18 protein-coding genes are annotated in these 24,039 nt (G+C 72.6%); 6 read left to right on the plus strand and 12 right to left on the minus strand.

Translation table 11 applies throughout. The annotated features are described in order from the left end of the window. Position 1: 1 nt before the first annotated feature. The 3 genes from LXT23_RS21745 to LXT23_RS21755 are packed head-to-tail and all read right to left on the minus strand — an operon-like array spanning position 2 to position 2,555. Positions 2-1,147, minus strand: a complete 1,146-nt coding sequence (locus LXT23_RS21745; protein ID WP_253982139.1) for a methanobactin export MATE transporter MbnM — start codon at positions 1,145-1,147, stop codon at positions 2-4. 14 nt (positions 1,148-1,161) lie between these two features. Then, positions 1,162-1,674 carry a hypothetical protein gene (locus LXT23_RS21750; protein ID WP_253982140.1) on the minus strand — a complete coding sequence of 171 codons (513 nt, stop codon included), beginning with the start codon at positions 1,672-1,674 and terminating at the stop codon, positions 1,162-1,164. A 17-nt stretch (positions 1,675-1,691) separates the two neighbouring features. Continuing rightward, on the minus strand, positions 1,692-2,555 hold the full coding sequence (locus tag LXT23_RS21755; protein ID WP_253982141.1) for an MbnP family copper-binding protein: 864 nt from the start codon (positions 2,553-2,555) through the stop codon (positions 1,692-1,694). 205 nt (positions 2,556-2,760) lie between these two features. Here LXT23_RS21755 and LXT23_RS21760 point away from each other — a divergent pair, with 205 nt between their 5' ends. Next, positions 2,761-3,222 (plus strand): hypothetical protein, encoded by a 462-nt coding sequence (locus tag LXT23_RS21760; protein ID WP_253982142.1) that lies wholly within the window; start codon positions 2,761-2,763, stop codon positions 3,220-3,222. Between the two features lie 80 nt (positions 3,223-3,302). Here LXT23_RS21760 and LXT23_RS21765 read toward each other — a convergent pair whose 3' ends face one another. The 5 genes from LXT23_RS21765 to LXT23_RS21785 all read right to left on the minus strand — a co-directional run bounded on the left by LXT23_RS21765 (position 3,303) and on the right by LXT23_RS21785 (position 14,419). Next, positions 3,303-4,304, minus strand: a complete 1,002-nt coding sequence (locus tag LXT23_RS21765) for a hypothetical protein (RefSeq protein WP_407692900.1) — start codon at positions 4,302-4,304, stop codon at positions 3,303-3,305. Positions 4,305-4,497: 193 nt separating this feature from the next. After that, positions 4,498-6,462 (minus strand): sensor histidine kinase, encoded by a 1,965-nt coding sequence (locus LXT23_RS21770; RefSeq protein WP_253982143.1) that lies wholly within the window; start codon positions 6,460-6,462, stop codon positions 4,498-4,500. 167 nt (positions 6,463-6,629) lie between these two features. Further along, on the minus strand, positions 6,630-8,855 hold the full coding sequence (locus tag LXT23_RS21775; RefSeq protein WP_253982144.1) for a S9 family peptidase: 2,226 nt from the start codon (positions 8,853-8,855) through the stop codon (positions 6,630-6,632). Positions 8,856-8,922: 67 nt separating this feature from the next. After that, positions 8,923-11,319 (minus strand): GAF domain-containing protein, encoded by a 2,397-nt coding sequence (locus LXT23_RS21780; protein WP_267146702.1) that lies wholly within the window; start codon positions 11,317-11,319, stop codon positions 8,923-8,925. Positions 11,320-11,476: 157 nt separating this feature from the next. Beyond that, a complete protein-coding gene (locus LXT23_RS21785) occupies positions 11,477-14,419 on the minus strand; it encodes a TonB family protein (RefSeq protein WP_253982145.1) in 2,943 nt (980 codons plus the stop codon). 235 nt (positions 14,420-14,654) lie between these two features. Between LXT23_RS21785 and LXT23_RS21790 the strand changes: the two genes are divergently transcribed. Next, a complete protein-coding gene (locus LXT23_RS21790; protein WP_253982146.1) occupies positions 14,655-16,226 on the plus strand; it encodes an OmpA family protein in 1,572 nt (523 codons plus the stop codon). Beyond that, the gene (locus LXT23_RS21795) at positions 16,223-17,140 is read left to right on the plus strand and encodes an MYXO-CTERM sorting domain-containing protein (protein ID WP_253982147.1); all 918 of its coding nucleotides are present in this window, start codon (positions 16,223-16,225) and stop codon (positions 17,138-17,140) included. Before LXT23_RS21790 ends, LXT23_RS21795 begins: the two co-directional genes overlap by 4 nt. Before the next feature lie 150 nt (positions 17,141-17,290). Here the strand turns inward: LXT23_RS21795 and LXT23_RS21800 are convergent, their stop codons facing one another. Then, positions 17,291-17,677, minus strand: coding sequence for a helix-turn-helix domain-containing protein (locus LXT23_RS21800; protein WP_323379064.1), 387 nt, complete (start codon positions 17,675-17,677; stop codon positions 17,291-17,293). A 480-nt stretch (positions 17,678-18,157) separates the two neighbouring features. On the opposite strand from LXT23_RS21800, the gene LXT23_RS21805 reads away from it, so the two are divergent. Then, complete coding sequence (locus LXT23_RS21805; protein ID WP_253982148.1) at positions 18,158-19,303, plus strand: serine/threonine-protein kinase; 1,146 nt, start codon at positions 18,158-18,160, stop codon at positions 19,301-19,303. Between the two features lie 108 nt (positions 19,304-19,411). Next, on the plus strand, positions 19,412-19,780 hold the full coding sequence (locus tag LXT23_RS21810; RefSeq protein ID WP_253982149.1) for a response regulator: 369 nt from the start codon (positions 19,412-19,414) through the stop codon (positions 19,778-19,780). Here the strand turns inward: LXT23_RS21810 and LXT23_RS21815 are convergent. The 3 genes from LXT23_RS21815 to LXT23_RS21825 all read right to left on the minus strand — a co-directional run bounded on the left by LXT23_RS21815 (position 19,755) and on the right by LXT23_RS21825 (position 23,120). Beyond that, a complete protein-coding gene (locus LXT23_RS21815; RefSeq protein WP_253982354.1) occupies positions 19,755-22,172 on the minus strand; it encodes a sensor histidine kinase in 2,418 nt (805 codons plus the stop codon). The two genes, LXT23_RS21810 and LXT23_RS21815, sit on opposite strands and share 26 nt — an antisense overlap. Before the next feature lie 201 nt (positions 22,173-22,373). Beyond that, on the minus strand, positions 22,374-22,730 hold the full coding sequence (locus LXT23_RS21820) for a response regulator (RefSeq protein ID WP_253982150.1): 357 nt from the start codon (positions 22,728-22,730) through the stop codon (positions 22,374-22,376). A 138-nt stretch (positions 22,731-22,868) separates the two neighbouring features. Beyond that, on the minus strand, positions 22,869-23,120 hold the full coding sequence (locus LXT23_RS21825; protein ID WP_253982151.1) for a hypothetical protein: 252 nt from the start codon (positions 23,118-23,120) through the stop codon (positions 22,869-22,871). Between the two features lie 220 nt (positions 23,121-23,340). Here LXT23_RS21825 and LXT23_RS21830 point away from each other — a divergent pair, with 220 nt between their 5' ends. Continuing rightward, on the plus strand, positions 23,341-24,030 hold the full coding sequence (locus LXT23_RS21830; protein WP_253982152.1) for a response regulator: 690 nt from the start codon (positions 23,341-23,343) through the stop codon (positions 24,028-24,030). The last annotated feature ends 9 nt before the right edge of the window (positions 24,031-24,039 follow it).

Raw genomic sequence — 24,039 nt, forward strand, 5'->3', positions numbered from 1 at the left:
GTCACTGCCACGGATTGGAGAAGCGCGGGTCCTGGATGAACGCCGTGTCCGTAAGACTCTCCAGGAAGGCAATCAGGTCCGCGCGCTCCGCGGCGGTCAGCTCGAACGGGCGCACCAGCGGGTCCTTGTTGGGATTCGTCCTGCCATCCCCGATGAACGGCCCCTCCGTCACGTTGCGCCCGCCCGACGTGTAGTGGTCGATGACCGCTTCCAGCGTGGCGATGCTGCCGTCGTGCATGTACGGCGCCGTCAGCGCCACGTTGCGCAGCGGCGGCACCCTGAAGCGCCCCTGGTCGGAGGCCTTGCCCGAGAACTCGAACAGGCCCGGGTTGTCCGGCGGGTACGCCCCCTGCCCGTCCAGGTTGTACAGGCCCGTGTTGAAGAACTGCCTCCCCGACAGCACCGAGCCCTTCGCCCGGAACGAGTTCGACAGGTGCGGCCCGCTGTGACAGTGGTAGCACTCCGCCGTCTCGCCGAAGAACAGCTCCATCCCCCGCTTCGCCGAGGGAGTCATCGCCGTGATGTCCCCCTGGAGATACCGGTCATACGGCGAGCTGCCCGACAGCAGCGTCCGCTGGAACGACGCCAGCGCCTTCACGATGGCGTCCTTGCCAATCGGCTCCGCCTCCTCCGGGAACGCCGCGCGGAACAGCTCCGGATAGCGCGCGTCCTCCCGCAGCCGCCCCAGCACCTCGTCCAGCCTCGGCGCCAGGCCCAGCTCCGTGGGCACCTCGTTGAACAGCGGCACCAGCGCCTGTGCCTCCAGCGTCTCCAGCAGCGGGTTCGCCCACGTGTACGTGCCCAGGTACGCGACGTTCGCCAGCCCCGGCGCATTGCGCGGGACGTGGTGCCCCGTGGAGCCCACCGGCGTCGCCTTCCCGTCCGAGAAGGCCCGCGCCTGCTCGTGGCAGCTCGCGCACGCCAGCGTCCCGTTCCCCGACAGCCGCACGTCGTGGAAGAGGTGGCGCCCCAGGTCCACCTTCGCCTCGGACATGGGGTTGTCCTCCGGGACGAAGGGCTCTGGGAAGCCCGCCGGCAGCCGCCACTCGTACGCGGGCGCGAGCTGGGGCTCCGGGCCTTCCTCCTCGCCACAGCCCACCGACAGCACCGCGCCGAGCACGGCGCTCACCTTCCACGCGTGGGACATCCCTGGCCGCTCCATCAGTCGAGGTCGACGGGGTTGCCGCCCACGTGGCAGACGTTACAGGCGCCCGACATCGTGGGGAACGGCATGAAGTTGACGGACGCGCTCGCCCGGCTGGTCACCCGGGGGTAGAGCGCCTGCGTCGTCAGGGGCACCGCCTCCGTCGTGTAGAAGTTGCCATTCGCATCCGCCTCCAGCGTCAGCACCAGGGTGCCTCCGCCGTTGGACGCGGTGGACAGCGTCACCGTGGCGTCCGGGTTCGCCTCGCGTCGCGCGTTGACGGCCGTGCCCGCCACCGTGAAGAGGCCGGGCGCGGTGCCGTTGGGCCCATGGCATGACATGCAGTTGCTCCCCGCATTGTGGCTGGTGCCGCCGCGCTGGCTCTTCAGCGTGACGGAGTCCAGCTCCGGCGAGCGCTCCACCGTGGGTGGCTTCGGCTCTCCAGTGCCATCGTCGACCTCGTCGGAGCCACAGGCCGCGGTCAGCGCCACCAGCAGCACCGCGCGAGCGGAAGCGGAGTGGAACGTCATGACGGAGCTCCCGGCTTTCAGCGGACGCGGATGAAGGTGCCCGGCAGGGGGCGCGCGGTGCCGTCCACCGCCAGGCCGAGCTGCTCGAACATCGTCGGGCACTCGGGGTCCGCGGCGGAGGACATGCAGCCGGCCAGCGTGTCCGTCCTCCCGTCCACCACCCGGTCCACGTCCAGCTGCGCGTACAGGCCGGCCGCGTCGAACACCACCTGGTTGCGGTCCGGGTGGAAGCCCGTCAGCGTCACCGCGGCCTGGTTCTCCGACGTGCAGGTGAAGCCCTCGGGCACGGAGCCCCGGCACCCGGACGCGCCCAGGTGGAAGAAGTAGCTGTCGTTGGCGCGCGAGCGCACGTCCAGGCGCACGAACTTGTAGCCCCCCTGCCAGCTCCACCACATGCCCGGCGCGTTGAGCGGCGCGGGCGCGGTGGCTCCGTCCAGGTGGTTCATGTCCGGCGGCAGCCCCAGCTTGAACTCCAGGCCCGTGTAGTCGTCGTGCTCGGGCGCCGTGCCCACAATCTGAGTACGCACCTGCGGGCTGCCCGTGTCACACGTGCCGGTGCCGTCCTCGAAGTCCAGCAGCGCAATCGCCTCGCGCTGCCACGTGCCGTCCTGCTCCAGCTTCAGCTTGTGCCGCTCGCCCGTGGCGCGCACCAGGGTGACGTCCCGCACGTACACCTTGAAGTCCAGCAGCTCGATGACGCTGCGCGAGGTGCCGATGTCCGTGTAGCTCGTCCCGCACGCCAGCGTCTGCTCGCGCACCTGGGGGCTGAAGCGCACCGTATAGGTCTTCTCGGCCTCGGGCTCGTTCCCACCCGAGTCACAGCCCTGGGCCAGGAGGAGGGCGGGCAGCAGCCAACGCGCGGACTTCAGGACGACACTCATCGATGGACCTCCACGAGGGCGCAAGCGGCCCCTGACGGCGAGGATGGGTAGCAGAGCCCACCGTCCGGCCCGGTGTGGCAAGTTGTCGCGGCGCCTTCGTCCAGGAACGCGGGGCGGTTCCGGACATATCGCGGCCCCTCCGGCTCGCTGGCCCGGAAGAGGGTCGGGTGCCTACCCCTCCCACTCCACCGCAACGGAGTTGCTCATGTCCAGACGCCCCCTCCTGCGCCTCGTTCCCCTGTGGGTCCTCGCGGGCCTGAGCCTCGGCCATGGCGGAGGAGGTGGCGGCAGTGGTGGAGGTGGAGGCTGCGGAGGCTCCGACGACGGCCGTGGCCACGAGGAGGAGCCGGTACACACCCGGCCCTCGGGCGCGCGGTGTCCGCCCTCGGCGGGGCCCACCGCCGACAGCTTCGGCCGGGACTTCCTGGAGAGGTACTGCCTGTCCTGTCACAGCGCGAGCGTGACGGGCGAGGCGCGCGCGGGTGCTCCAGAGGGCGTCGACTTCGACACTCCCGAGCAGGTGCGCGAGTGGGCCACAGCCATCGACTCGCACTCGGCGGCGGGACCGAACGGGCCCAACACCGCGATGCCTCCGGCCACGTCTCCCACGCCGTCCATGGACGAGCGCCTGCTGCTGGGCCAGTGGCTCTCCTGCGGCGCTCCGTGAGCCACCGCGACGTCGAGGGCGTCAGGCACTCCGCCCTCCCCTTCCCCCGTGGCGCAGTCAGCCGCCGCGGGCACTCCGGCTCACTGGCAGGCGCCGCAGTCCGCCGCGCAGCTGGCCGCGGTGTTGCCGGTGCCGCAGCTCTCGGACAGCTGGCACACGCCGTCACCGCAGCGGTAGATGTCCTGCGCGCGGATGCGCGTGTTGAGGGGGCGGTAGAACGTCTTCCCGTTGTACACGCAGCGCGAGTAGTGCGTCCGCGACGCGTCCAGCGTGCAGTACGTCCGGGCCATGCCCACGTGCGTGACGACGGTGCCGCAGGCCGGCGCCTCGCTGTACGCGGCCAGGCCGCACGCGCGCACGGTGCTCTGGTCATACGCCAGGTAGTCCGTGTCGTTCGCCGCGAAGAGCCCGTCGCCGTTGAAGAGGTTGCCGAAGAAGACCGCCTCCGGCTGGCCGTACGTCTGCAGCTCCCCCGACGTGGTGGGGATGACGGTGCCCGGCGCGTCGCGGCCCAGCACCGAGATGTTGAGGTGCACCCCGTACTTGTTCACGTGCGCCGCCAGGCACGCGGACACCGAGTGCTGCTCCATCAGCGACGCCGGCGCCCCGCCCGCCCAGCTCGGCGCCAGCCCCAGCACGCCCGTCCACGTATACGTCGTGCCCGCGTGCGTGTAGCTCAGCGACTGCGTCGGGCCGAGCGCGCACCGTGCGATGTAGCGCATCACCTCGTCCGAGCGGGCCGGGTTCTCGGTGAACCAGGTGTTGAAACCATTTGTCGACAGCCCGTTCGTCGACAGGCCATTCGTGGAGAGCCCGTTGGTGGAGAGGCCATTCGTCGACAAGCCATTCGTCGACAGGCCATTCGTGGAGAGCCCGTTGGTGGAGAGGCCGTTCTGCGAGACCACCCCGCCAGCGTGGGTGCCAAGGGACTCGCCCTCCAGCTCCATCCCCGGCTCGGCGGGCCCGCACCCGACGGCCGCGACGCAGAGCAGCATCGGCACCCAGCCCCAGCTGCGCGGAGTGCGGCTCCGGATGCGGGTGACCTCGGAGAGTGAAGAGGTCTGAGAGGTGAAGGGGTGCATGGGACTGCCTCCGCGTTGGGGGTGACCGCGCGCTTCGTGCGGTCACACAACCGGTAAGCCTTCCCGCGAGAACTGACAGGTGTCCCCACGTGCAGTTCGCGCCCGTCGGTCTAACGGCAAACACGTAGTCCGTGCGCCGCATGACGCTCCGACGTGTTATCGACGCAAGCCGGACCTTCGAGACACAAATGACTCAGGTATCACGCGCCGCCGCGGAGCCTCCCGGAGCGCGCGCCTGACGTGTGTCACGAGGCAGTGTCACGGTGAACGTGGTGCCATCCAGCTCGGACGAGCACACGCGCACCGCGCCCCCATGGGCCTGGACAATCTCTCGCACGATGAACAGGCCGAGTCCGAGTCCACCCCGGCGCCGGCCCTTCTCACGCGCCACCCCCGCCTGACGGAACGGGTCGAACAGCGTCGCCAGCTGCGCAGCGGGTATGGGGGCACCCGGGTTGTGGACCTCGAGCACCTGCCAGGCGTCGTGCTCCATGCAGCGCAGCATCACCGGCGCGTCGGCCGCGCCGTGCTCCAGCGCATTACCCACCAGGTTGCTGAGCACCTGCGCCAGCCGGTCCGCGTCCCAGATGCCGTCCGCTCGGCCCTCCACGTCGAAGGCGATGTAGCGGTCCGGCCACGCCGCGGTCAGCTCCTCCACCACCTGCTTGCAGACGGTGGCCAGGCTCACCGGCGCCAGGTTGAGGGGAATGCCGCCGGACAGCCGCGCGCGCGTGAGGTCCAGGATGTCTGAAATCATGGTCCCCATCCGCGCCGCGCTCGTCTCGATGCGCTGCGCGAGCTGCTGGTGCGCGGAGCTCAGGGTGCTGCGCCGCCGCATCGCCCGCGCGGACAGCGTTATCGCGTTCAGCGGGTTGCGGAGGTCATGGCCGAGGATGCCGATGAAGCGCTCGCGGAAGCGGGCCTCCTGCGACAGGCGCTCCAGGGCGCGGTGGCGCTCGGTGATGTCCATCATGGAGCCAATCATCCGCACCGGCCGGCCCGCGGCGTCGCGCGCCAGCACGCCCCTGTCCAGCACGTGCGCCCAGGTGCCGTCGCCGCGCAGGAAGCGGTACTCGGCCTGCCACGCCGCGCCGGTGGAGGCCACGAAGGCGCGCAGCCCCGCCGCGACGCCCTCGCGCTCGTCGGGGTGGACGCGCGCCTCCCACCAGTCCAGGCCGTGGCCCGACGGGCCCGCGCCGTAGCCGAACAGCTCGCCCGTCACGCCCTCCCAGCGCACGCCGCCGCCGGCCAGGTCCCAGTCCCACAGCACGTCATGGGTGGCGCGCGCCGCCAGCCGGTAGCGCTCCTCCGCCTCGCGCAGCGTGGACTCCCCCTGCTCGCGCTCGGTGCAGTCCACCACCACGCCCACCATGCGGTGCGCGCGCTCGCCGTCGCGCAGCCCCTGGCCCACGGCCTCGTACCAGTGGGTGGCGCCGTCCGCGTGGCGGCAGCGGAACTTGAGGGTGTAGGGCCCGTCCGCCGCCAGCGCCTGCTCGATTCCGCGCGCCACCTTCGGCCGGTCCTCCACCACCACGCAGGACAGGAAGCCCGGCAGCGTGGTGCCCAGCGTGCCCGGCAGCTGCCCGAAGAAGGCATCCGCCTCCTGGGACCAGGTGACGGCGCGCCGCGCCTCCGTCCACTCCCACGCCACCATCCGCGCGGTGGACAGCGCCAGCCGCAGCAGCTCCTCTCGTGCGCGCAGCGCCCGCGACTCCTCCAGGGCCGCCTCCGCCCGCCGCCGCGCCTCGCGCTCGCGCTCCAGCGTCTCACGCAGCGCGCGCGCGTCCTCCTCCACGGGTGGCAGCAGCCACAGCGCGAAGCCCTCGCCGTCCTTCACCGCCACGGCGTGGAAGCGCGCGTCCAGGCCCTCGCGCCGCACGTGCAGCGGGACGGACAGCGGCACGCCGGTGGTGCCCAGGCGGACACAGTCCTCCAGCTCCAGCCCGCTCACGCCCCCCGCCGGCCAGCGCGACACGCGGGAGTCCAGCCCCCAGTCGCGCACCACGTCCTCGGCCGCCGCGTTGAGCGACGCCCACTGGAAGTCGAGCACCTCCGAGGCGGGGCCCCGCAGCGGCACGAAGAGGATGCAGGGCGCCGGACTTCCCGCATGGGGCGTCCATGCCAGGGCAGCGCCCGGTAGAGATGACAGACCCACCATCGGCTTTCCCCCAGCGCGCCGCGCACCCACCCTGGAAAACCCCTACCTGGGGCGGAGTCCTCGCGGCGAGACAGCGTGACATGTCTCGCCGCGCGCGGACCTGTCCCCCGGTCCATCCAGGACGCGCAGTGCTCACCCGTGAGCACTCGCGCCCGAGCCTCCGAGGGCTACAGGCTCTCGCGGAAGTGACGCATCACCCACTCCCACATGCGCTGGTTGACGAGCGGGTCCCCCACCATGTGCGTGTGGCCGCTGAGGGGCAGCAGCTCATGCCGCCTGCCCGCGCGGAACAGCGCGTCTGACAGCTTCAGCGCGTGGAAGAAGTACACGTTGTCGTCCGCGGTGCCGTGGATGAGCAGCAGCCGGCCAATGGGCTTGTCCTGCTTCGCGTAGGTGAGCAGCGAGCTGCGCTCGTACGCCTCCGGCTGCTCCTGGGGCAGGCCCAGGAGGCGCTCGGAGACGTGGGTGTCGTAGTCGCGCCAGTCCGTCACCAGCGCGCCGGCCACGGCGGCCTTGAAGACGTCCGGCCGCTCCATGGCGGCGAGCGCGCTGATGTAGCCCCCGTGGCTCCAGCCGAAGATGCCCGCGCGCTTCAGGTCCACCTCCGGCACCTCCGCCGCGAGCGCCTTCAGCGCGGCCACCTGGTCCTCCAGCGTCACCAGCCCCAGGTTGTGCTTCACGGCGCGCGTCCAGTCCCGCCCGCGCAGCGGCGTGCCGCGCCCGTCGAACTTCACGAGGATGTAGCCCTGGTCCGCCATCCACTGCGCCATCAGGTGCTGCCCCATGCTCTGGTGGACGCTGGTGATGATGGCGCCGCCATACACGTCCACGAGGACGGGCAGCTTCACGCCCGGCTTGAAGTCACGCGGGCGGACGATGGACGTCCAGAAGCGCTCCTTGCCCACCTGACGGACCTCGAGCCGGGGCTGGAAGGGAGGCTCCTTCGCCAGCGAGGGCAGCTCGCCCACGCGCGTGCCGTCCGCCTTCAGGACGTACGTGCGCCGCAGGCTGGCGGGCCCCTCGGTGTTCAGCGTGAGCAGGCCGCCCTTCTCGCTCATCCGCGCCATCTCCAGCGCCGGGCCTCCCGACGTCACGCGCGTGGGCGCGCCGCCCTTCACCACGCGCCACAGGTAGCGCTCGGTGGGGTTGGGGCCGCCGAGGAAGTAGAGCGTGTCCTCCGCGGGGAGGTAGCGCACCAGGGCGCGGAAGCCCGCGTCGGGCTTCACCAGCGAGCGCGCGAGGCTCCCGTCCGCGTTGCGCAGCTCCACCTCGGGGGCGCCGTTGCGCTCGGTGTACCAGAGGAAGCCCGTGCCATCCGGGAGCCACTCGGGGAAGGGCGGAGACAGCTCCACCCACGCCTCGTCCCGCTCCGTGTGCAGCACGCGCGTCTTCCCCGTCTGCACGTCCACCGCGAGCACCTGCTCCTCCGTCTGCAGGCGGTTCTGCACCAGCAGCGTCAGCGGCCCCTTCTCCGGCCAGGTGACGGCGGCGAGGTACGGGTACTTCCCGGCGTCCCAGTCCACCCACGTCGTCTTGCCACCCGTGACGGGGATGAGCCCCAGCCGCACCTTCGCGTTCGCCTTGCCCGCGCGCGGGTAGGGGAAGGTCTGGGCGCCGGCCTCCGGGCGCATGACGTCGACGATGGTCAGCTTCTCCACCTCGGACGTGTCCGCCTCCGTGTACGCGATGCGCCTGGCGTCCGGGCTCCACCAGAAGCCCGAGTAGCGGCCCATCTCCTCCTGGGCGAGGAACTCGGCCAGGCCGTGCGTCTTCGCCGGCGTCCCGCCCCGCGTCACCCGGTGCTCGGTGTTGGTGGCCAGGTCCACGCGGTACACGTCGTTGTCGCGCACGTACGCCACCTGCCGGCCGTCGGGCGAGAAGTGCGGGTCGATGACGCCCGGCCCCGTCTTCAGCTCCGTCACCTTCCCGGAGGCGCGCTCGACGACATACAGCCGGCCGGACAGCGCCAGCTCGAGCTTCTGGCCGTCGCGGGACAGCGAGAAGAAGGTGAAGCCCGCGGCGCGCTGCCGGATGCGCTCGCGCCGGGCCTTCTCCTCGGGGGACAGCTGCTCCTCCGCGCCCTTGAGGAGCGCCTCCGGCGTGAGCACCTCGCGCGTCTGGCCCGTCGCCACGTCGAAGGCGAAGAGCGTCTGCAGCCGGGAGGCGGGCGACGCGCGCAGGAAGTACACCGTCTGCTCGTCCGGGGTGATGCGGGAGAAGCCGGGGCGGCCGAGGCCGAAGTAGTTCGTCTCCGACAGCTCCCGGAGGAATGAGGTGTCCAGCGACGCGGCGGGCTTCGGCGCGGGCTTCGTCGACGCAGCGGGCGTCGCGGGCTTCGGTTGGGCCAGGGCGTGCGCGCTCAGCAGGGTGAGCGTCGCGAGGAGGTAGCGCATGAGGTGGCCGGCCACCTCCGGGAGAGGCGGCCGCTCCTGTCACAGCGGGTCAGTCCCGACCTATACCTCAGGTGGACTGACGGGGCAGCCTCACGGTGAAGGTGGTGCCGTCCTCCGCGGAGGACACCACCTCCACGCCGCCGCCGTGGCCACGGACGATGTCGCTGACGATGTAGAGCCCCAGGCCGATGCTCCGGCTGGACTGGCCCTCCTTCAGCGCGCCGCGCGTCATCGGCTCGAACAGGCGCGGCAGCAGCTGCGGGGGGATGGGGGCACCGCCGTTGAAGATGGACAGCAGCGCGTGCTCACCGTCCACGTGCGCGCGCACCCGCACCGGCGCCTCCGCCGGGCTGTAGGTCAGCGCGTTGCCCAGCAGGTTCGTCAGCAGCTGGGCGATGCGGTCCGGGTCCCACTCGCCCTTCATCTCGGCGGCCACGTCCAGCTCCACGCGCCGCCCGGGGTGCGCCAGCAGCACCTCGTCCACCACCTGGTGCACGACGTCCCGCAGGTCCACCGGCTGGCGGTGCAGGGCGATGCCTCCGCCCAGCCGCGCCTTGGTGAAGTCCAGCAGGTCGCGAATCATCCGCGCCGCGCGCTCGGTGGCCTGGGTGATGCGCACCACCATGCGCTTCTGCGAGTCGGACAGCTCGCCCTTCTTCTCCAGCAGCCCCGCGGACATGGAGATGGCCGCCAGCGGGTTGCGCAGGTCATGCGAGACGATGCCCACCAGCTGCTGCTCGAACTCGGCGCGCCGCCGCAGCTCCTCCTGCGAGCGCTGCTGCTCGGCGAACAGGCGCGCGTTCTCGATGGAGAGCACCGCCTTCGCCGCCAGCGCCTCCAGCAGCTCCTGGTCCTCGGGCATGAAGCTGTCGGCCGTGGAGTAGCGGCCCACCGCCAGCGTGCCCATCACCTGGTTGCCCAGCAGCAGCGGCACCGACACAAGGCTGTGCACGTGCGAGCCGGTGATGAGGTACTCCGGCTTCGCCGTGGCCGACAGCTGCTCCGGGGTGATGACCGGGGCGAACACCGACTGGCCGGTCTGCAGCACCCGTCCGTTGTAGCCCTCGCCCGGGCGTATCGGCACCCGCCGCAGCGCCTCCGTCAGGAGGCGATTCTGCTCCGGGTCCTCGTGGTGGTAGGCGGCCAGCTCCAGCCGCTCGCCGTCGTCGGAGAGCAGGTGGATGGCGCACGAGTCCTTGAGGTAGCCGGCCACCTGGCGGGCGATGGTGTCCAGCAGCGCGCCCAGGTCGCGGTTGGCACCGCTGAAGGCGTCGGAGGCCTCCGCCAGCACCTGCAGCCGGGCCGCGGCGGCCCGCGCCTGCGCGTGGGAGCGTTGCTCCTCGCTGGACAGCCGCACCCGCTCCAGCGCCTGCGCGCACGCATGCGCCAGCGCGGTGAAGAAGGCCCGGTCCATCTCCGAGAAGGCCCGCTCGCGGGCGAACGACAGGCCGATGGCGCCCAGTGCCCGCCCCTTCACCAGCAGCGGCAGGGCGATGGCCGCCTCATGGACGCCCCTCGCATCCACGCCCGGGTAGCGCGCGGACCACTCCTCCAGCGAGGACAGCCAGATGGGGCGCCCCTCCCGCACGGCCTCGGTGAGCGGGACGGAGAGGGCCATGGGAATCCGCCGCCACTGGACCAGCACCGACTCCGGGTAGCCGATGGAGTCCGCGAGCTCGAGCACCTCGCCGGACGCGTCCAGCAGGTTGACGCCGCCCGCCTTCGCCCCGGCCGTCACCAGGCCCTGCTCGAAGAGGGCACGGCACACCTGCGACACCGTGGTCGCCTCGGACAGCCGGGCGGCGAAGTCGCGCAGCCGGTCGATGTAGCCGGACGCGCGCAGCGCGGCGTCCCGGGCCTCGGCCTCCTTCTGCCGCAGCAGCTCCGACTGGCGCCGCACCTGCTGCTGCGCGCGGAACAGGTCCACGAAGACGGACACCTTCGAGCGCAGCACCTCCGGCGGGAAGGGCTTCTGCAGGAAGTCCACCGCGCCGGTGGCGTAGCCGGTGACGATTTCCACGTCATCCCGGCCGTAGGCGGTGAGGAAGATGATGGGGACGTTGCGCGTGCGCTCGCGCTGCTTGATGAGCGCCGCCGTCTCGAAGCCGCTCAGCCCCGCCATGCGTACGTCCAGCAGGATGACGGCGTAGTCCTCGCGCAAGAGGAAGCGCAGGGCCTGCTCCCCGGAGGACGCCTTGTCCATCCGCACCGCGAGCGGCTCGAGGATGGCCTCCAGCGACACGAGGTTGGCGGCGTTGTCGTCCACCAGCAGCACCGCGGGGGGCTGCAGGCCGTCCACCGCCGGGCGGCCGGGGGGCTCCTCCGGAGCCAGGCGGTGGGCCGCCAGGGCGAGGTTGGGCGCGCCTACCGTCCGGAGCGGAGCCGCCCCCAGGCGCCGCAGCAACCCTCCCATCGTCGGAATCCCATCCTGGAACATGAAGAGGTCACCTGGGTGAACGGCCATGCGGGGCTGCGTCCCGAGGCCCAGGGAACCCGGGACCGCGAGGCCGAGCCCCCTGGAACAGTGCGACAGCCTACGATTACACCGCCGAGGTGGCCAGCATGCCCAGGCAGCCAGGAGTGCTGCCGGGCAAGCGTGAGCTATCCGTCACTCGTGCGGTTCAGTAGCGGCCCTTCACCCCCAGGATGGGCAGGACGATGGGAAGCCCCACCGCCTCCTTCCGGAGGGGACGCCCGTCGCCGCCGGTGTACTCGAAGCCCACCGTCTCCTGGCTGATGGTGGCGTTGAGCATGTCCGCGTAGGCCTCCAGGCTGAACGTGTCGTACACCCAGGCCTTGGACAGCCGGACGTCGAAGCGGAAGAAGGGCGGCAGCCGGTCCACCCGGTCCCGGTTCTGCCGGACCCAGACATCCCGGTTGTCCCTGTCCGAGCCCTCGCGGTGCGTCTGCGTGCCCAGGGCGCCGGACTCCGGACGGCCGGTGTTGAAGTGGAACACCCCGCCCAGGGTGATGCTGTTGGAGAACTTGTAGCTGAGCACCAGGTTGAGGATGTGCGTCTGGTCGAAGACGAAGGGCAGGTTCTTCTCGTCCTCGCCGATGACGTTGCCCTGCCAGTCGTACTTCTTGAAGCGCGTCTGGCGGGTGCTGCGCTGCAGCGAGTACGAGAGCCAGCCGAACCAGTTGTCCCCCAGCGGGTGGCGGATGAGCAGCTCCAGGCCATAGGCCATGCCGGTGCTGGTGAAGTCCGGGAAGTCGATGTCGTCCCGGTCCGGGATGCCGCTGTCGTCGTCGTCATCGTCCTGCTGGTTCGCGCGGACGTGGCGCGCGCCGCCCGGCAGCTCGCCGTCATCCGGCAGCTCGCCGTCCACGTCGTCCACCAGCCCCTCGTCGGAGAAGGGCGTCAGCTCGACGGTGCGCAGCATGGGGTTGACGTAGACGTCCAGCCCCACCTCCAGGCCCTTCCAGGCCTTCCACTCGGCTCCCATGGAGACCTGCACGCCCTCCTGGAGCCCGAGGAACAGGCTGCCCACGTCCACCACGGGCAGGCTGATGAGGGAGGTGGGCGGCTGGTGGAACAGGCCCGCGCCGCCCTTGAGGGTGAGCGTGTCGGTCAGCTTGTGGCGCACGGTGAGGCGCGGCTCGAGCGCCTCCCGGTCGATGTTGGGCGCCAGGTGGTAGTTGTCCACGCGCAGGCCGGGCACCACGGACCACTTGTCGTCGGGCTGCCACACCACCTCCGCCCACGCGCCCATGAAGGTGCCGATCGCCACCGGGGCCGTCTCGATGTCGGGGGTGGGGGTGCCCTCCTGCTCCACCAGCTCGACGACGGCGCGCTTGTGGTCGATGTCCGCGCCGGCGCGCAGGGCCACCCGCTTGGACACGGGCACCGTGTAGCCCAGGCGCGCGGACCAGGTGCCCTGGTCGATGTAGATTTCCGTGGCGTCGCTGGGCGGGTTGCGGCTGACGACGGCGAAGCGGTCCAGGCCCCACGTTCCGCCAAGCTCCAGCTCGCCCGGGCCCACCGGGTGGCGGTGCCGCAGGTCCACGCGGTGGAAGATGATGGACTGGAGCGCGGTGTCGCCGAACTCGTCCTGCGCCTCGGTGCCGAAGGTGTCCGACGAGCCGAAGGCGAACAGCCGCAGCTTGCCCTTGCCCACGTCCTGCTCCACGCGCCCCTGGTAGTCCCAGAAGTCCAGCACCACCTTCGGATTCTCCCGGCCGGGCGCGGGCGGGGCCTGGAGGCTGTTGGCGGCCAGGGCGATGAGCCACGGCGTGTACGAGTAGCGGCCCGCGAGGCTGACGCTGGTGCCGGTGTCCTTGAAGGGCTTCTCGATGAAGAAGCCGGCGTTGATGAGGTCCGCGTAGGCGCTGCCGTGGACGCGGTCGTCGCGCGGGCGGCTGAGGCGCCCGTCGATGGCGCCGCCCATCAGCCGGCCGTACTTCGGCGGCGGCGTGCCCGGGTAGAAGTCGATGGAGTCGATGAAGTCCGGGTGGATGACGGCCGGCCCGAGGAACAGGTGGAAGAGGATGGGGACGCGGATGCCATCCAGGAAGTAGCCGGTGGACGCGGGCTGGCTGCCGCGCACCACGGGGTACGCCACGCCGGACAGCATGCTGCCCACGCCCGGCAGCAGCATGACGACGCGGAACGGGTCGCCCATGGTGCCGGGCACCTCGCGCAGCTCCGCGTCGTGCAGCGTGATGCGGCTCACCTCGGTGCGGTCGCGGTCTCCTCGCACCACCGTCTCGTACGGGTTGATGACGAGCGGCTCCAGGCCGTACACCACCTCCAGCGCTTCCTTGACCTTGAGGCTCTCGCGGAAGACGAAGGGCTTGTGGCCCGGCGCCAGCACGCGCACGCGGTGCGGGCCTTCCGGCCAGCGCGCCTCGAAGCGGCCCTCCGCGTCCGTCTGCACCGGCGCGTCCGGCAGCACGTCCGACAACAGCGTGGCGCCTGCAATCGGGCGGCGGTTGCCCTTGGTGCGCACCAGGCCGCGCAGGGTGACGGGGCCCTCGGGCGCGACGCCGCCATCCGCCTGGGCCAGGGGGACGGGGGCCTCGAAGCGGTACTCGAAGAACAGGCGCACCTGCACCGGCTGCCCGTCCATGGTGGCCGGCGTGAAGCGCAGCGAGGGCGCGGCGTGCAGCGCGGCCCTGTCCATCTGCGGGTGGAGGGCCTCCACCAGCGTGGCGGACTCCACCTCGCCAGCTTCGTCGATGAGCAGCTCCAGCTTCACGACGCCGGCCACGCCCTGAGCGGCGAGCTGCGGCGGATAGGGCGCGGGCGAGTCCGCCACCAGCGACGGCGGCACGAAGGCGGGCTGGGCCTGGGCCACGCCTGCGTCCGCGTCTGCGTCCGCGTCCGCGTCCAGGGCCGCGGGGGCGCCGGTGTCCACCGTCCAGCCCGCGTCGGTGCGCAGCAGCTCCACCTCCGCGGCCCGCGGGGCCTGCTCCACCACCAAGGCCGCGTCGGGCACGCCGCCATCCGACAGGGGCCCACCCTCCTGAGCACGCACCGCGAACACCGGCACGAGCAGCCCCAGCACGAGCGCCACTGCACGCGCGTTGGGGGCGCGTCTCCGCCACCTCTGTCCAAGAGTCATCTGCGTCACGTTGAGCTCGGGCCGGCCCCCTGGGCCCCATGAGGCCAGGGACGGAGCGGGGTGACAAGCGCCCCAGGGTGGAGTCTTCCTGCCCGGCTGCTCACGGCCGGGCCACCGCCGACCGTTCCGTCCGCGAATGGACGGTGCGCGGGAGAGGACAGGTGGGTGCGCCCCGAGGGAGGGACGCCCTGGCGGCGTGCGCTGCCCACCTTCGGGAGACCCCGGAGCCCCCTCCATGAGCCTTGTCCCTCCCCCGTCCTGGAGCCGGCTGGTCCGCGCCGCGCTGCCGCTGCTGCTCATGGGCACCGCCGCCGTGGCCGCCGAGCCACCGCCGCTGCCCGCCTTCGACCTGGAGCGCCTGACGGTGACGCCCACCGCACGCGCGGCGCTGCTGGGCTCGTCCGGCCTGCTGCTGGAGCCGGGGGCGCTGCGGCTGGCGGTGGTGACGCACTACCAGCACCGCCCGCTCGTCGTGGTGCGGGACGGGCGCCGCGTGGGAGAGGTCGTCCGCGAGCGCGCGCTGCTGCACCTGGCGGCGGCCATGGCGCTGCACCCGCGGCTGGAGGTGGGCGCGGCGATGCCGGTGCTGGTGGGCCAGGGGGGCATGTCGCTGGCGGGGCTGGGCCTGGGGGAGCTGCGGCGCTCGGGCGCGGGCACGCCGGTGGTGAGCGCGCGCGTGGGCGTGCTGCGCGAGGCGGACGGCGCGCTGGTGGACCTGGCGGCGGAGGTGGACGTGGGGCTGCCGCTGGGACGCCGCGAGGCGCTGCTGGGCGACGGGCGCTGGAGCGTGGCGCCGCGGCTGGCGCTGGGCCGGCGGGTGGACGGGATGCGCCTGTCGCTGGAGGCGGGCCCGCGGCTGCGGGGCCGGGTGCAGGTGGGCTCGCACACGGTGGGCTCGGAGCTGCCGTTCGCGCTGGGGGTGACGAGCGTGGAGGGCCCGCTGCGCGGTGAGCTGAGCGTGCGCGCCGCCGCGCCGCTCACCGGCGGGGCCCTGTGGTCCGGTGAGGTGCTGGCCGGCGCGCGCTACCTCTTCAGCGAGCGGCTGGAGGTGTTTGCCCTGGGAGGGCCGGGCCTGGGCGTGGCGCCCGGGGTGCCCGCGTTCCGCGTGCTGGCCGGCGTGGGCTTCGACCCGCTGGCGGTGCCGCGCCCCAAGCCGCAGGTGCCCGTCGTGGCGCGCGCGCCGGAGCCGAAGCACGGGGGCGTGCGCGAGGGGCTGCCGGGTGACGGCGCGCTGGCCGTGGTGGACGACCCCGCGTTCGGAGACGGCGCGGCCCCGCCGGAGCCGGACGCGGTGGAGGTGCCCGACCAGGACGCGGACACGGTGGCGGACGGCGTGGACAACTGCCCGCGCGAGCCGGGCCCGGCCGACAACCAGGGCTGCCCGGAGTCGGTGCCGCAGGTGGTGTACCTCACGCAGACGCGCATCGAGATTACCGAGCGCATCTTCTTCGCCTTCGACAGGGCGGTGGTGCTGCCGCGCTCGTACCCGCTGCTGGACCAGGTGGCAAAGGTGATGCTCGAGCACCCGGAGCTGGCGCAGGTGGTGGTGGAGGGGCACACGGACAACATCGGCTCGGCCGCGTACAACCGGCGCCTGTCGCAGGCGCGCGCGGAGGCGGTGTGCGCGCAGCTGGAGCGCCGGGGGGTGGAGGCGCAGCGGCTGCGCGCGGTGGGCCGCGGCCCGGACGTGCCCGCGGACACCAATGACACCGCCGCCGGCCGTGAGCGCAACCGCCGGGTGGAGTTCCACATCGTCCCGCCGCCCGCCACCGCGACGCCGGGCAGCGCCGGGGAGGGCACGCCATGATTGCTCCGCTGAGCTTCCACATCGTGCGCGCGCAGCTGGCGCGGGCGCTGGCCTTCCTGCTGATGGTGCTGGGGCTGCTGATGGTGCCCTCCGCCCTCGCGGGCGACCGGCCTGCCCCGGACACGTTCATCCTCACCGCGCCGGACCTCGTCACGACGTCCACCACGGCCACCTTCACCTTCGAGTCCACCGTGCCGCGGGCCGAGTTCTATTGCGTGCTGGATGACGAGCCCGAGACGCCCTGCCACACCGCCACGTGGGAGCGGGAGGGCCTCGCCCCGGGAGACCACACGTTCTGGGTGTACTCGGTGAATATGGACAACGGGGTGAGGGACGAGGAGCCCGCGGAGTGGGAGTGGCGGATAGAGGTGGAGCCTGCGCCCGACGCTGGCGGCCCGGACGGTGGCACGACGGGCGGCGACGCGGGCACGGCCGACGGCGGAACGTCTGGAGGTGATGCGGGCACGGCGGACGGCGGAACGTCTGGAGGTGATGCGGGCACGGCCGACGGCGGAACGTCTGGAGGTGATGCGGGCACGGCCGACGGTGGCTCGACGGGCGGCGGCGATGCGGGTCCGGCGGACGGTGGCCCGACAGGTGGCGGCGACGCGGGCACGCCCGCTGGGGACGGTGGTTCGACGAGCGAGGACGCAGGCACGCCGGGCGACGGTGGCGCCTCGCCGGGGAACGACGCGGGCACGGCCGGCGGGGACGGTGGCGCTCCGGATGAAGGGGACGCCGGCACGCCGGATGGTGGCGCCGACGACGCGGGAGACGAGGGCAACCCGGTGTCGCCGGACGCGCTGGACTACCTCGGAGGAGGGGTCGGCTGCACGGGTGCCCCGGCGCCGGGAGCGGTGGTGGCGGGGCTGCTGTTGCTGGCGCTCGCGCTGCATCGACGCCGTCGGCGCTGACGGTCGCGGGAACGGAAACCTCCTGGAGGAGGCGGGCCCCGACCGTGCCGCCTTCGGGTGGCGGGCTCCCGATCCCTCCTGGAAGTTCCCCCTGTCGAGGATCCCGGCCCGGACGCATGGCGCCGCCGGGCCCCGCGCCGAAGGCGGGCCCTACCGCTGGGGCAGGATGGCGGAGGCCACCTGGTTCATCAGCTTGAGCTGGCCCCGGGACATGCGGCGCAGGGTCCGCAGCAGCCGCCGCATCTCCGGCAGGTGGTCCTTGTCCTTGGAGTCCTCCTCCCACAGGGCCGCGCCGACAGACGCCGCCGTGACGAGCCCCATGCCGACATCCGCGGACAGGCGCAGGGCCAGGCACAGGCGGAACAGGGTGGGCACGCTGGGCATCATCCTCCCCCGCTCCATGCGCCCGTAGACCTCCGCGGCGATGCCAACGCGCTCGGCGACGTCCGCCTGCGTCAGACCCGCGCTCATCCGAGCGGACCGGGCCGCCTCGCCGACGCTCGCCGCCAGGCGCCTCTCCAGTTGCTGACGCGACATCCTGGCGCGGTCCGTCGTGCTGCGACGCCGGGGCCGGGGCCGCTTGCGGGGGGAAGCGGAACCTTCGAGGTGGGTCTTCACCGCGTCAACCTTGTGAGTACGGGCCGAAGCCACGGTCTGCGCAGGAACAGGCCGCCTTCGGTCGGGAGTTCTTCCCGGCTTATAACCCAGCAAGTGAGTAGGCGATATACCGATATGGCGGGTAGTGTCCCGACCCGGAAACGCACTGGGACGCCCAGTGCACGGGCCGCTGGACCTGGCAGGTACAGCCCCCTCTCCGGGCCGCATCCCGAGACCGGCTGTCCCACCAGGAACCACACCCCCGCGGCCGGGTGGCCCGTGCCCGCGGGCGTTCCTCTCAGCCGCTGATAACGCCCGGGGCAGGCACTACCCATCGGGTGACTTCTGGACGTGGGACGACCATACTCGCAGGGTGAGCCGCCGGACCCATGAGGTCCGTCCGGTCCGAGGAGAGTCGCCATGTCGTCCCCGCCGCCCGAGGTCCCCCCTCCGCCGCCCGTGCTGCTGCGCTCCGGCCGCACCTCGTACGAGTTCGTCCGCTCCCTGGGCCCCGCCCACCATGGGGAGCTGGTGCTCGCCCGCCGTCTCTATGAAGGGGGCTTCGGCGGCTATGCCGTCCTCAAGCGCCCGCTGACCACCGTCGCGGAGGCGCCCCGCCGGCTGCTGGAGGAGGGCCGCCTCACCGCGCAGCTCCACCACCCCAACATCGTCTCCGTCCACCACCTCAAGGGCCCCGACGAGGCCCCGGTGCTCGTCTTCGAGCACACCCCCGGCCACCGCCTCGACACGCTGCTGGAGGCCTCCGCCCGCGCCGAGCTCCCCATCTCCGAGGGCTTCGCCCTCTACGTCACCGCCGAAATCGCCGACGCGCTCCACCACGCCCACAACCTCACCGACGAGCACGGCCGCGCGCTGGAGGTCGTCCACCGCGACGTGGGCCCCCACAACATCCTCATCACCGAGCACGGCGCGGTGAAGCTGCTCGACTTCGGCGCCGCCTGGTCGCGCCTCACCGGCCGGGTGGGCACCGAGGACGGGGACCTGCAGGGCAGCCTCGCCTACGCCGCCCCCGAGCACGTGGCCCGGATTGGCCTGGACGGCCGGGCGGACCTGTTCGCGCTCGGCATCGTCCTGCTCCAGCTGCTCACCGGCCGCCACCTCTTCGAGGGCGCGGACCGCTTCGACGCCGAGCGCCGCCGCCGCCGCGAGCGCCGCCTCGTCCAGGACTCCAGCCTGCGCGAGCAGGCGCTGGCCGCCGCCATGCACGAGGCCGTCAGCCAGGCCGCCACCTACGAGCTCAAGACGCGCATCCTCGGCTACGGCCACGCGGACCTGGACGAGGCCACGCGCGCGGTGCCCGCCGCGCTGGCGCCCCTCGTACAGAAGGCCCTCGCCCCCGACAGGGTGGAGCGCTTCACCACCGGCGCCGAGCTCGCCCGCGCCCTGCGCGAGCACCTGCGCCGCGCCGGCCCGCCCTTCGGCCGCCCGGAGGCCCTCGCCGAGCTGGCCGGCCTGCGCTACGCCGCGCTGCGCGTGCAGGGCGGCGAGTCTCCGGAAGAGGCCCTGGAGGACAGACTCCTGCCGGAGGACGACCCGGACGCCTGAATTCCGGCCACGGTACGGTGTTCTTGTGAACATCCGGGGCGTCCACGGCAGGACGTACGGCACGTCCGCCCGCTGGCGGCCATTGGACGTCGGTACAAGACTGGCGCCATGTCCTCGCCCAACCTCGTCCTCCTGGTGGAAGACCACGCCGACAGCCGCGAGCTGCTGGAAGAGTTCCTGACGATGGAGGGGTTCGCGGTGGAGACGGCGGGCAATGGCCTGTCCGCGTGGGAGCGCCTGCGCCGGCTGCCGCGCCCGGACGCGGTGCTGCTGGACTTGATGATGCCGGTGATGAGCGGCTGGGAGCTGATGCGTCACGTCCGCGAGGACGCCCAGCTGCGCACCCTGCCCGTGGTGGTGGTGTCCGGCGCGGGCAATGCCCAGGCGCTGCCCGAGGGCATCCTCGCCACCGTGCCCAAGCCGGTGGACCTGGGCGAGCTGCGCGACACCCTCACCCGCGTGGTGGGCCTGGGCTGACGGAGCGAGGCAGCGTCACCCGGAACGTGGTGCCCGTCTCGGCGGTGGAGGTCACCTCGATGCGGCCCCCGTGCCCCTTCACCACCTGCTCGACGATGTAGAGCCCCAGCCCCAGGCCGCCGCCCACCCCGCCGCCCTGGCTGGCCGCGGCGCCCCGGCGGAACGGGTCGAACAGGCGCGGCTGCACGTCGGCGGGGATGGGCTCGCCCGGGTTGTGCACCTCCAGCACCACCGCCTCGCCCGCGTCCGAGAGGTTGAAGGTGACGGGCGCGTCCGGCGCGCTGTACTGGAGCGCGTTGCCGCCCACGTTGCTCACCACCTGCAGCAGCCGGTCCGCGTCCCACTCGCCGTCATAGCGCCCCGCGGCCACCTGCAGCCGCACGCTGCGCTCGGGCCAGGCCGCCTCCAGCTCCTCCACGCCCTGCCGCACCACCGTGCGCAGGTCTCCCGGCACGCGCTGGATGGGGATGCCGCCGCCCAGCCGGCCCCGGGTGAAGTCCAGCAGCTCCGAAATCATGCGCTTCATCCGGTCGCTGGAGCGGGCCAGGCGCGTGACGAGCCGCCGCTCGCGCTCGGGCAGCGCCTCGCTGTGCAGCAGCTGCGTGGCGGACAGCTGGATGGCGTTGAGGGGGTTGCGCAAGTCGTGGCTGACGATGGCGATGAGCCGCTCGCCGAAGAGGGCCGCCTGCAGCGCGGCCTCCTGGGCGCGGCGCCGCTCGGTGACGTCCACCATGGTGGCCACGCCCGCGACGATGGTGCCCTCCCGGTCCCGGATGGGCGTGCTGGAGACGAGCACGGTGATGCGCTGGCCGTCCTCGCGCAGGATGAGCTGCTCCTCGCCCTGGACGACCTCGCCGTGGCGCAGGCTGCGCGTCAGGGGCCACTCCTCGGTGGCGTAGGAGCGCCCGTCCGGGTGCAGCGCGCGGGTGTAGTCGCGCGAGTAGTCCTCCAGGGAGGCGGCGGGCCGGAAGGGCCTGCCGGTGAGCACCTCCACGTGCCGGCTGGCCATCAGCAGGCGGCCGCTGGGCGCCTCGGCGATGAAGACGCCGGCGGGCATCTGGTCCAGCACCGAGGCCAGCCGGGCCCGCTCGCCTTCGATGGCGGACAAGAGCCGCTGCCGGTCCGCCTCCACCGCGCGGCGCTGGGTGATGTCCAGCACGGTGGCCACGCGCTGGGACACCAGGCCCGTCTCGTCGCGGAAGGCCGTCACGTGGGTGAAGGCGGGGAAGCGGCTGCCGTCCTTGCGCAGGTGCAGCGACTCGTATTCGTGGGAGGGCTTGGAGTTGGCGGCGGACACGTGCCGGGGCAGCACGCCGCGCGCCTCCGGGGCGAAGGTCTCCTCCAGCGGCCGGCCCTTCAGCTCCTCCGGCGTGTAGCCGTGCATGCGCGCGAAGGCGGGGTTGACGTCGCGCAGGACGTTGTCTTCGGAGCTGACCACCGCCACGCCCACGCCCAGCCGCGTGAAGACCTGCTCCCAGCGCCGCAGGCCGGCCTCGCTGTCGCGCAGGCGGGCCAGGGACGCCTCGGCCTCGGCGCGGGCCGCGCGCTCGCGGGCATGGGCCTGCGCCTGGGCGAGCAGCGCGGTGGTGCGCGCCGCCATGGCGCGAAACAGCAGCAAATCCTCCTCGGACAGCTCGCTGCTGGCGCGGCTGCCCATGAGCGCCACGCCCAGCAGCTCCTCGTCGAGCACCAGCGGTGCGCCGTACAGCGCGCGCAGGCCCGCGGCGCGCAGGGACGGCTCGTTCACCCGGGCGTCACCGGCGGCCTCGTGGACCAGCAGCGGCTGGCGGATGGCGGCGACGGTGCCCGCGAAGCCCTCGCCCATGGGGACGTGGACTCCGGCCGTCATGCCCTCCCCCACCGCGCACTCCACGCGCAGCGAGTCGCCTTCCTTGAGGAGCACGGCGGCCACGTCGACGGCGGCCACCGTCTCTCGCAGCACCTGGAGGAGGCGCGGCAGGAAGCTGGCCACGTCCGCGTTGCCGAGGGCGGCGGTGCTGATGCGGTCCAGCGCCTGCAGCGTGCGCTCGCGCGCGCGGGCGTAGCGGCTGACGGAGGCCGCCACGGCCTCGTCCATGGCCTCGTGGAAGACGCGCTCCTCTTCCGGGTGCGGCGGCGCGGCGGAGCCCCGGGCGGTCCACAGGCGCAAGACGCAGGTGCGCAGCAGGCGGTACTCCGTCACGACCTGGCGGAGGTTGAAGCCCTCGCCCAGGCGCTCCAGGGCATGGAGGTCCGGGATGGGGCCCAGGCCCGTGGCCACCTCGCCCGGGGGCCGCTGGCGCATGAGGCCGGCGACGACGTCCAGCAGCCGGGGCAGCCCGTCCCTCAGCGCGAGCCGTGACAGGGCCTGAGCGGCGGGAATGGCGCGCACCTCCGCCTCCCACGCCTCCATGATGGCGTCCCGGTGCTGGAGCAGGAAGTCAGCCAGGGAAATGGACACGGTGTCTTTCGTCCGCGGCCGGGCCGGGCCCGCGGCGGGGTCCGATGTAAGGCCGCGCACGCTGGGATGACAACCGCGAAGCGCAGCGCGCCGTCCGGGCGTGCCTGCGGTGAACGTCCAGGAGGGGCCTGGGGACGCGCGCCGCCCCCCGCCTCACTCCCGCGGGCAGTAGCCCGCCACGGCGCTCAGCAGGGCGGGAATCTCGAACGGCTTGCGAATCATGGCGCTGGCCCCCTCCGGCGGCTCCCGCACCGACGCGGAGAACACCACCACGGGCACCTGGCTCAGCACCGGGTCCGCGCGAAACCGCTCCATGAAGGCGAAGCCGTCCATGACGGGCATCATCAGGTCCAGCAGCACCACGCAGGGCATGTGCCCCATGTGCCCCAGCTCCTCCAGCGCGTCCCGGCCGTTCTCCGCCACATGGACCACGAAGCCCTCGTCCTCGAGGATGTCGGCCACCGCGGCGCGCAGGTCCGCGTCGTCCTCCACCACGAGAACGGAATTCACACGGCTGGCCGAGGGCTCCATGTTCTCCAGGTTAATACCCCCACCTGACGTGCGAGCCCCGCCCACCAGCAACCGACTGGGGGCCTGCATGGCAGCACCCCACTCCCAGCCCGGGTCCGTTCCGCCCCACTCGGCGCTTCAGCGGACGTGGGCTTGGGGCGCCTGCACGTGCGTGAGCCGCAGCAGCCCGTGTCCCGGGTCCAGGTGGTAGCGGACGCGGAAGCCGGAATCGAGCACCACGAGTCCGGACTGTCCCAGGACGAGCGGCCCGTCGAGCGGGAGTCCAGCGGCGAGCGCGCCCAGCTCGCATTGGACCTGCTCCCGCATCGATGAAGGGCACCCGCTGAGGGTCCGGAGTGCACGCGGCGCCAGCTGGAGACGAAGGGCCATGACCCTTCCAGACTGGCGACCTCCACCCCTACGAACAAGCCGTACTGGAGGTCCAGGACACCCGTCGGGTTCCCGCACCTTGCGGGGGGCTCTCCTCCACACCTGCGTGGGGAGTCCGAAATGCCTCCGCGCTGTCGGACAGCCAACGCACGTCAGGTCCCTCACTGGCGCAAACCTCTTGCGGGGGATACCAGAGGGGTGTCTTTCCCGGCCCACTGAAATGTCCACGAACGTCCAGCACCTGCTCCTCATCGAGGATGACTCCACCTGGCGGGAGTGCCTCGTCGACGCGGTGCGGGCGGAAGGCGTCACCGTCTCGCACGCCAGGGACGGGGTGGAGGCGCTGGAGTGGCTGCGCACGCGGCCTCGCGCCGGGCACCCCGACCTCATCCTGCTGGACCTGCTGCTGCCGAGGATGGACGGGTGGGAGCTGTACAGCCAGCTGCGGACGACGGAGCGGCTGCGGCACCTGAACGTGCTGATGTTCTCCGCGGCGCTGAACGGGCAGGAGCCGCCGCTGGACGGCGTGGTGGGCTACCTGCGCAAGCCCCACGCGCCCGAGGCGATGCTGGGCGACCTGCGCGCGCAGCTCCGCCAGCTTCCCGAGACGGCTCCGAGGGAGCCCTCCGGACCGTACGAGCTGCGCTTCGTGGAGGAGGTGTCCCTCCAGCTGCGCACGCTGCCGGGCCCCGTGAGTCACGCGGTGCGCATGCACCTGCTACGCGCGGCGGAGCTGGTGGGCACGGAGCTGCCCATGGCCTCCACGTGGCTGCAGGCGCTGCCGGGCACCCCACCCTCACTGCTGGTGACGGTGGAGGGCGTGCAGGTGATGCTGGAGGTGGACGACACGGAGCGCGCGCTCACCGCCACCGTGTCCTTCGTCCCCTCGCACCTGCTGCGCGGCTGCTGAGCGCCGCCC

Source organism: Pyxidicoccus xibeiensis (genome assembly GCF_024198175.1).
Taxonomy (GTDB): Bacteria; Myxococcota; Myxococcia; order Myxococcales; family Myxococcaceae; genus Myxococcus; species Myxococcus xibeiensis.

What these genes read in the sequence shown, in the direction of transcription:
- LXT23_RS21765 (WP_407692900.1), bottom strand. Translation starts at nt 4,304, where the DNA reads ATGCACCCCTTCACCTCTCAGACCTCTTCACTCTCCGAGGTCACCCGC.
- LXT23_RS21760 (WP_253982142.1), top strand. Translation starts at nt 2,761, where the DNA reads ATGTCCAGACGCCCCCTCCTGCGCCTCGTTCCCCTGTGGGTCCTCGCG.
- LXT23_RS21800 (WP_323379064.1), bottom strand. Translation starts at nt 17,677, where the DNA reads ATGTCGCGTCAGCAACTGGAGAGGCGCCTGGCGGCGAGCGTCGGCGAG.
- LXT23_RS21745 (WP_253982139.1), bottom strand. Translation starts at nt 1,147, where the DNA reads ATGTCCCACGCGTGGAAGGTGAGCGCCGTGCTCGGCGCGGTGCTGTCG.
- LXT23_RS21785 (WP_253982145.1), bottom strand. Translation starts at nt 14,419, where the DNA reads ATGACTCTTGGACAGAGGTGGCGGAGACGCGCCCCCAACGCGCGTGCA.
- LXT23_RS21830 (WP_253982152.1), top strand. Translation starts at nt 23,341, where the DNA reads ATGTCCACGAACGTCCAGCACCTGCTCCTCATCGAGGATGACTCCACC.
- LXT23_RS21805 (WP_253982148.1), top strand. Translation starts at nt 18,158, where the DNA reads ATGTCGTCCCCGCCGCCCGAGGTCCCCCCTCCGCCGCCCGTGCTGCTG.
- LXT23_RS21750 (WP_253982140.1), bottom strand. Translation starts at nt 1,674, where the DNA reads ATGACGTTCCACTCCGCTTCCGCTCGCGCGGTGCTGCTGGTGGCGCTG.
- LXT23_RS21780 (WP_267146702.1), bottom strand. Translation starts at nt 11,319, where the DNA reads ATGGCCGTTCACCCAGGTGACCTCTTCATGTTCCAGGATGGGATTCCG.
- LXT23_RS21775 (WP_253982144.1), bottom strand. Translation starts at nt 8,855, where the DNA reads ATGCGCTACCTCCTCGCGACGCTCACCCTGCTGAGCGCGCACGCCCTG.
- LXT23_RS21825 (WP_253982151.1), bottom strand. Translation starts at nt 23,120, where the DNA reads ATGGCCCTTCGTCTCCAGCTGGCGCCGCGTGCACTCCGGACCCTCAGC.
- LXT23_RS21790 (WP_253982146.1), top strand. Translation starts at nt 14,655, where the DNA reads ATGAGCCTTGTCCCTCCCCCGTCCTGGAGCCGGCTGGTCCGCGCCGCG.
- LXT23_RS21795 (WP_253982147.1), top strand. Translation starts at nt 16,223, where the DNA reads ATGATTGCTCCGCTGAGCTTCCACATCGTGCGCGCGCAGCTGGCGCGG.
- LXT23_RS21815 (WP_253982354.1), bottom strand. Translation starts at nt 22,172, where the DNA reads ATGGAGGCGTGGGAGGCGGAGGTGCGCGCCATTCCCGCCGCTCAGGCC.
- LXT23_RS21755 (WP_253982141.1), bottom strand. Translation starts at nt 2,555, where the DNA reads ATGAGTGTCGTCCTGAAGTCCGCGCGTTGGCTGCTGCCCGCCCTCCTC.
- LXT23_RS21810 (WP_253982149.1), top strand. Translation starts at nt 19,412, where the DNA reads ATGTCCTCGCCCAACCTCGTCCTCCTGGTGGAAGACCACGCCGACAGC.
- LXT23_RS21770 (WP_253982143.1), bottom strand. Translation starts at nt 6,462, where the DNA reads ATGGTGGGTCTGTCATCTCTACCGGGCGCTGCCCTGGCATGGACGCCC.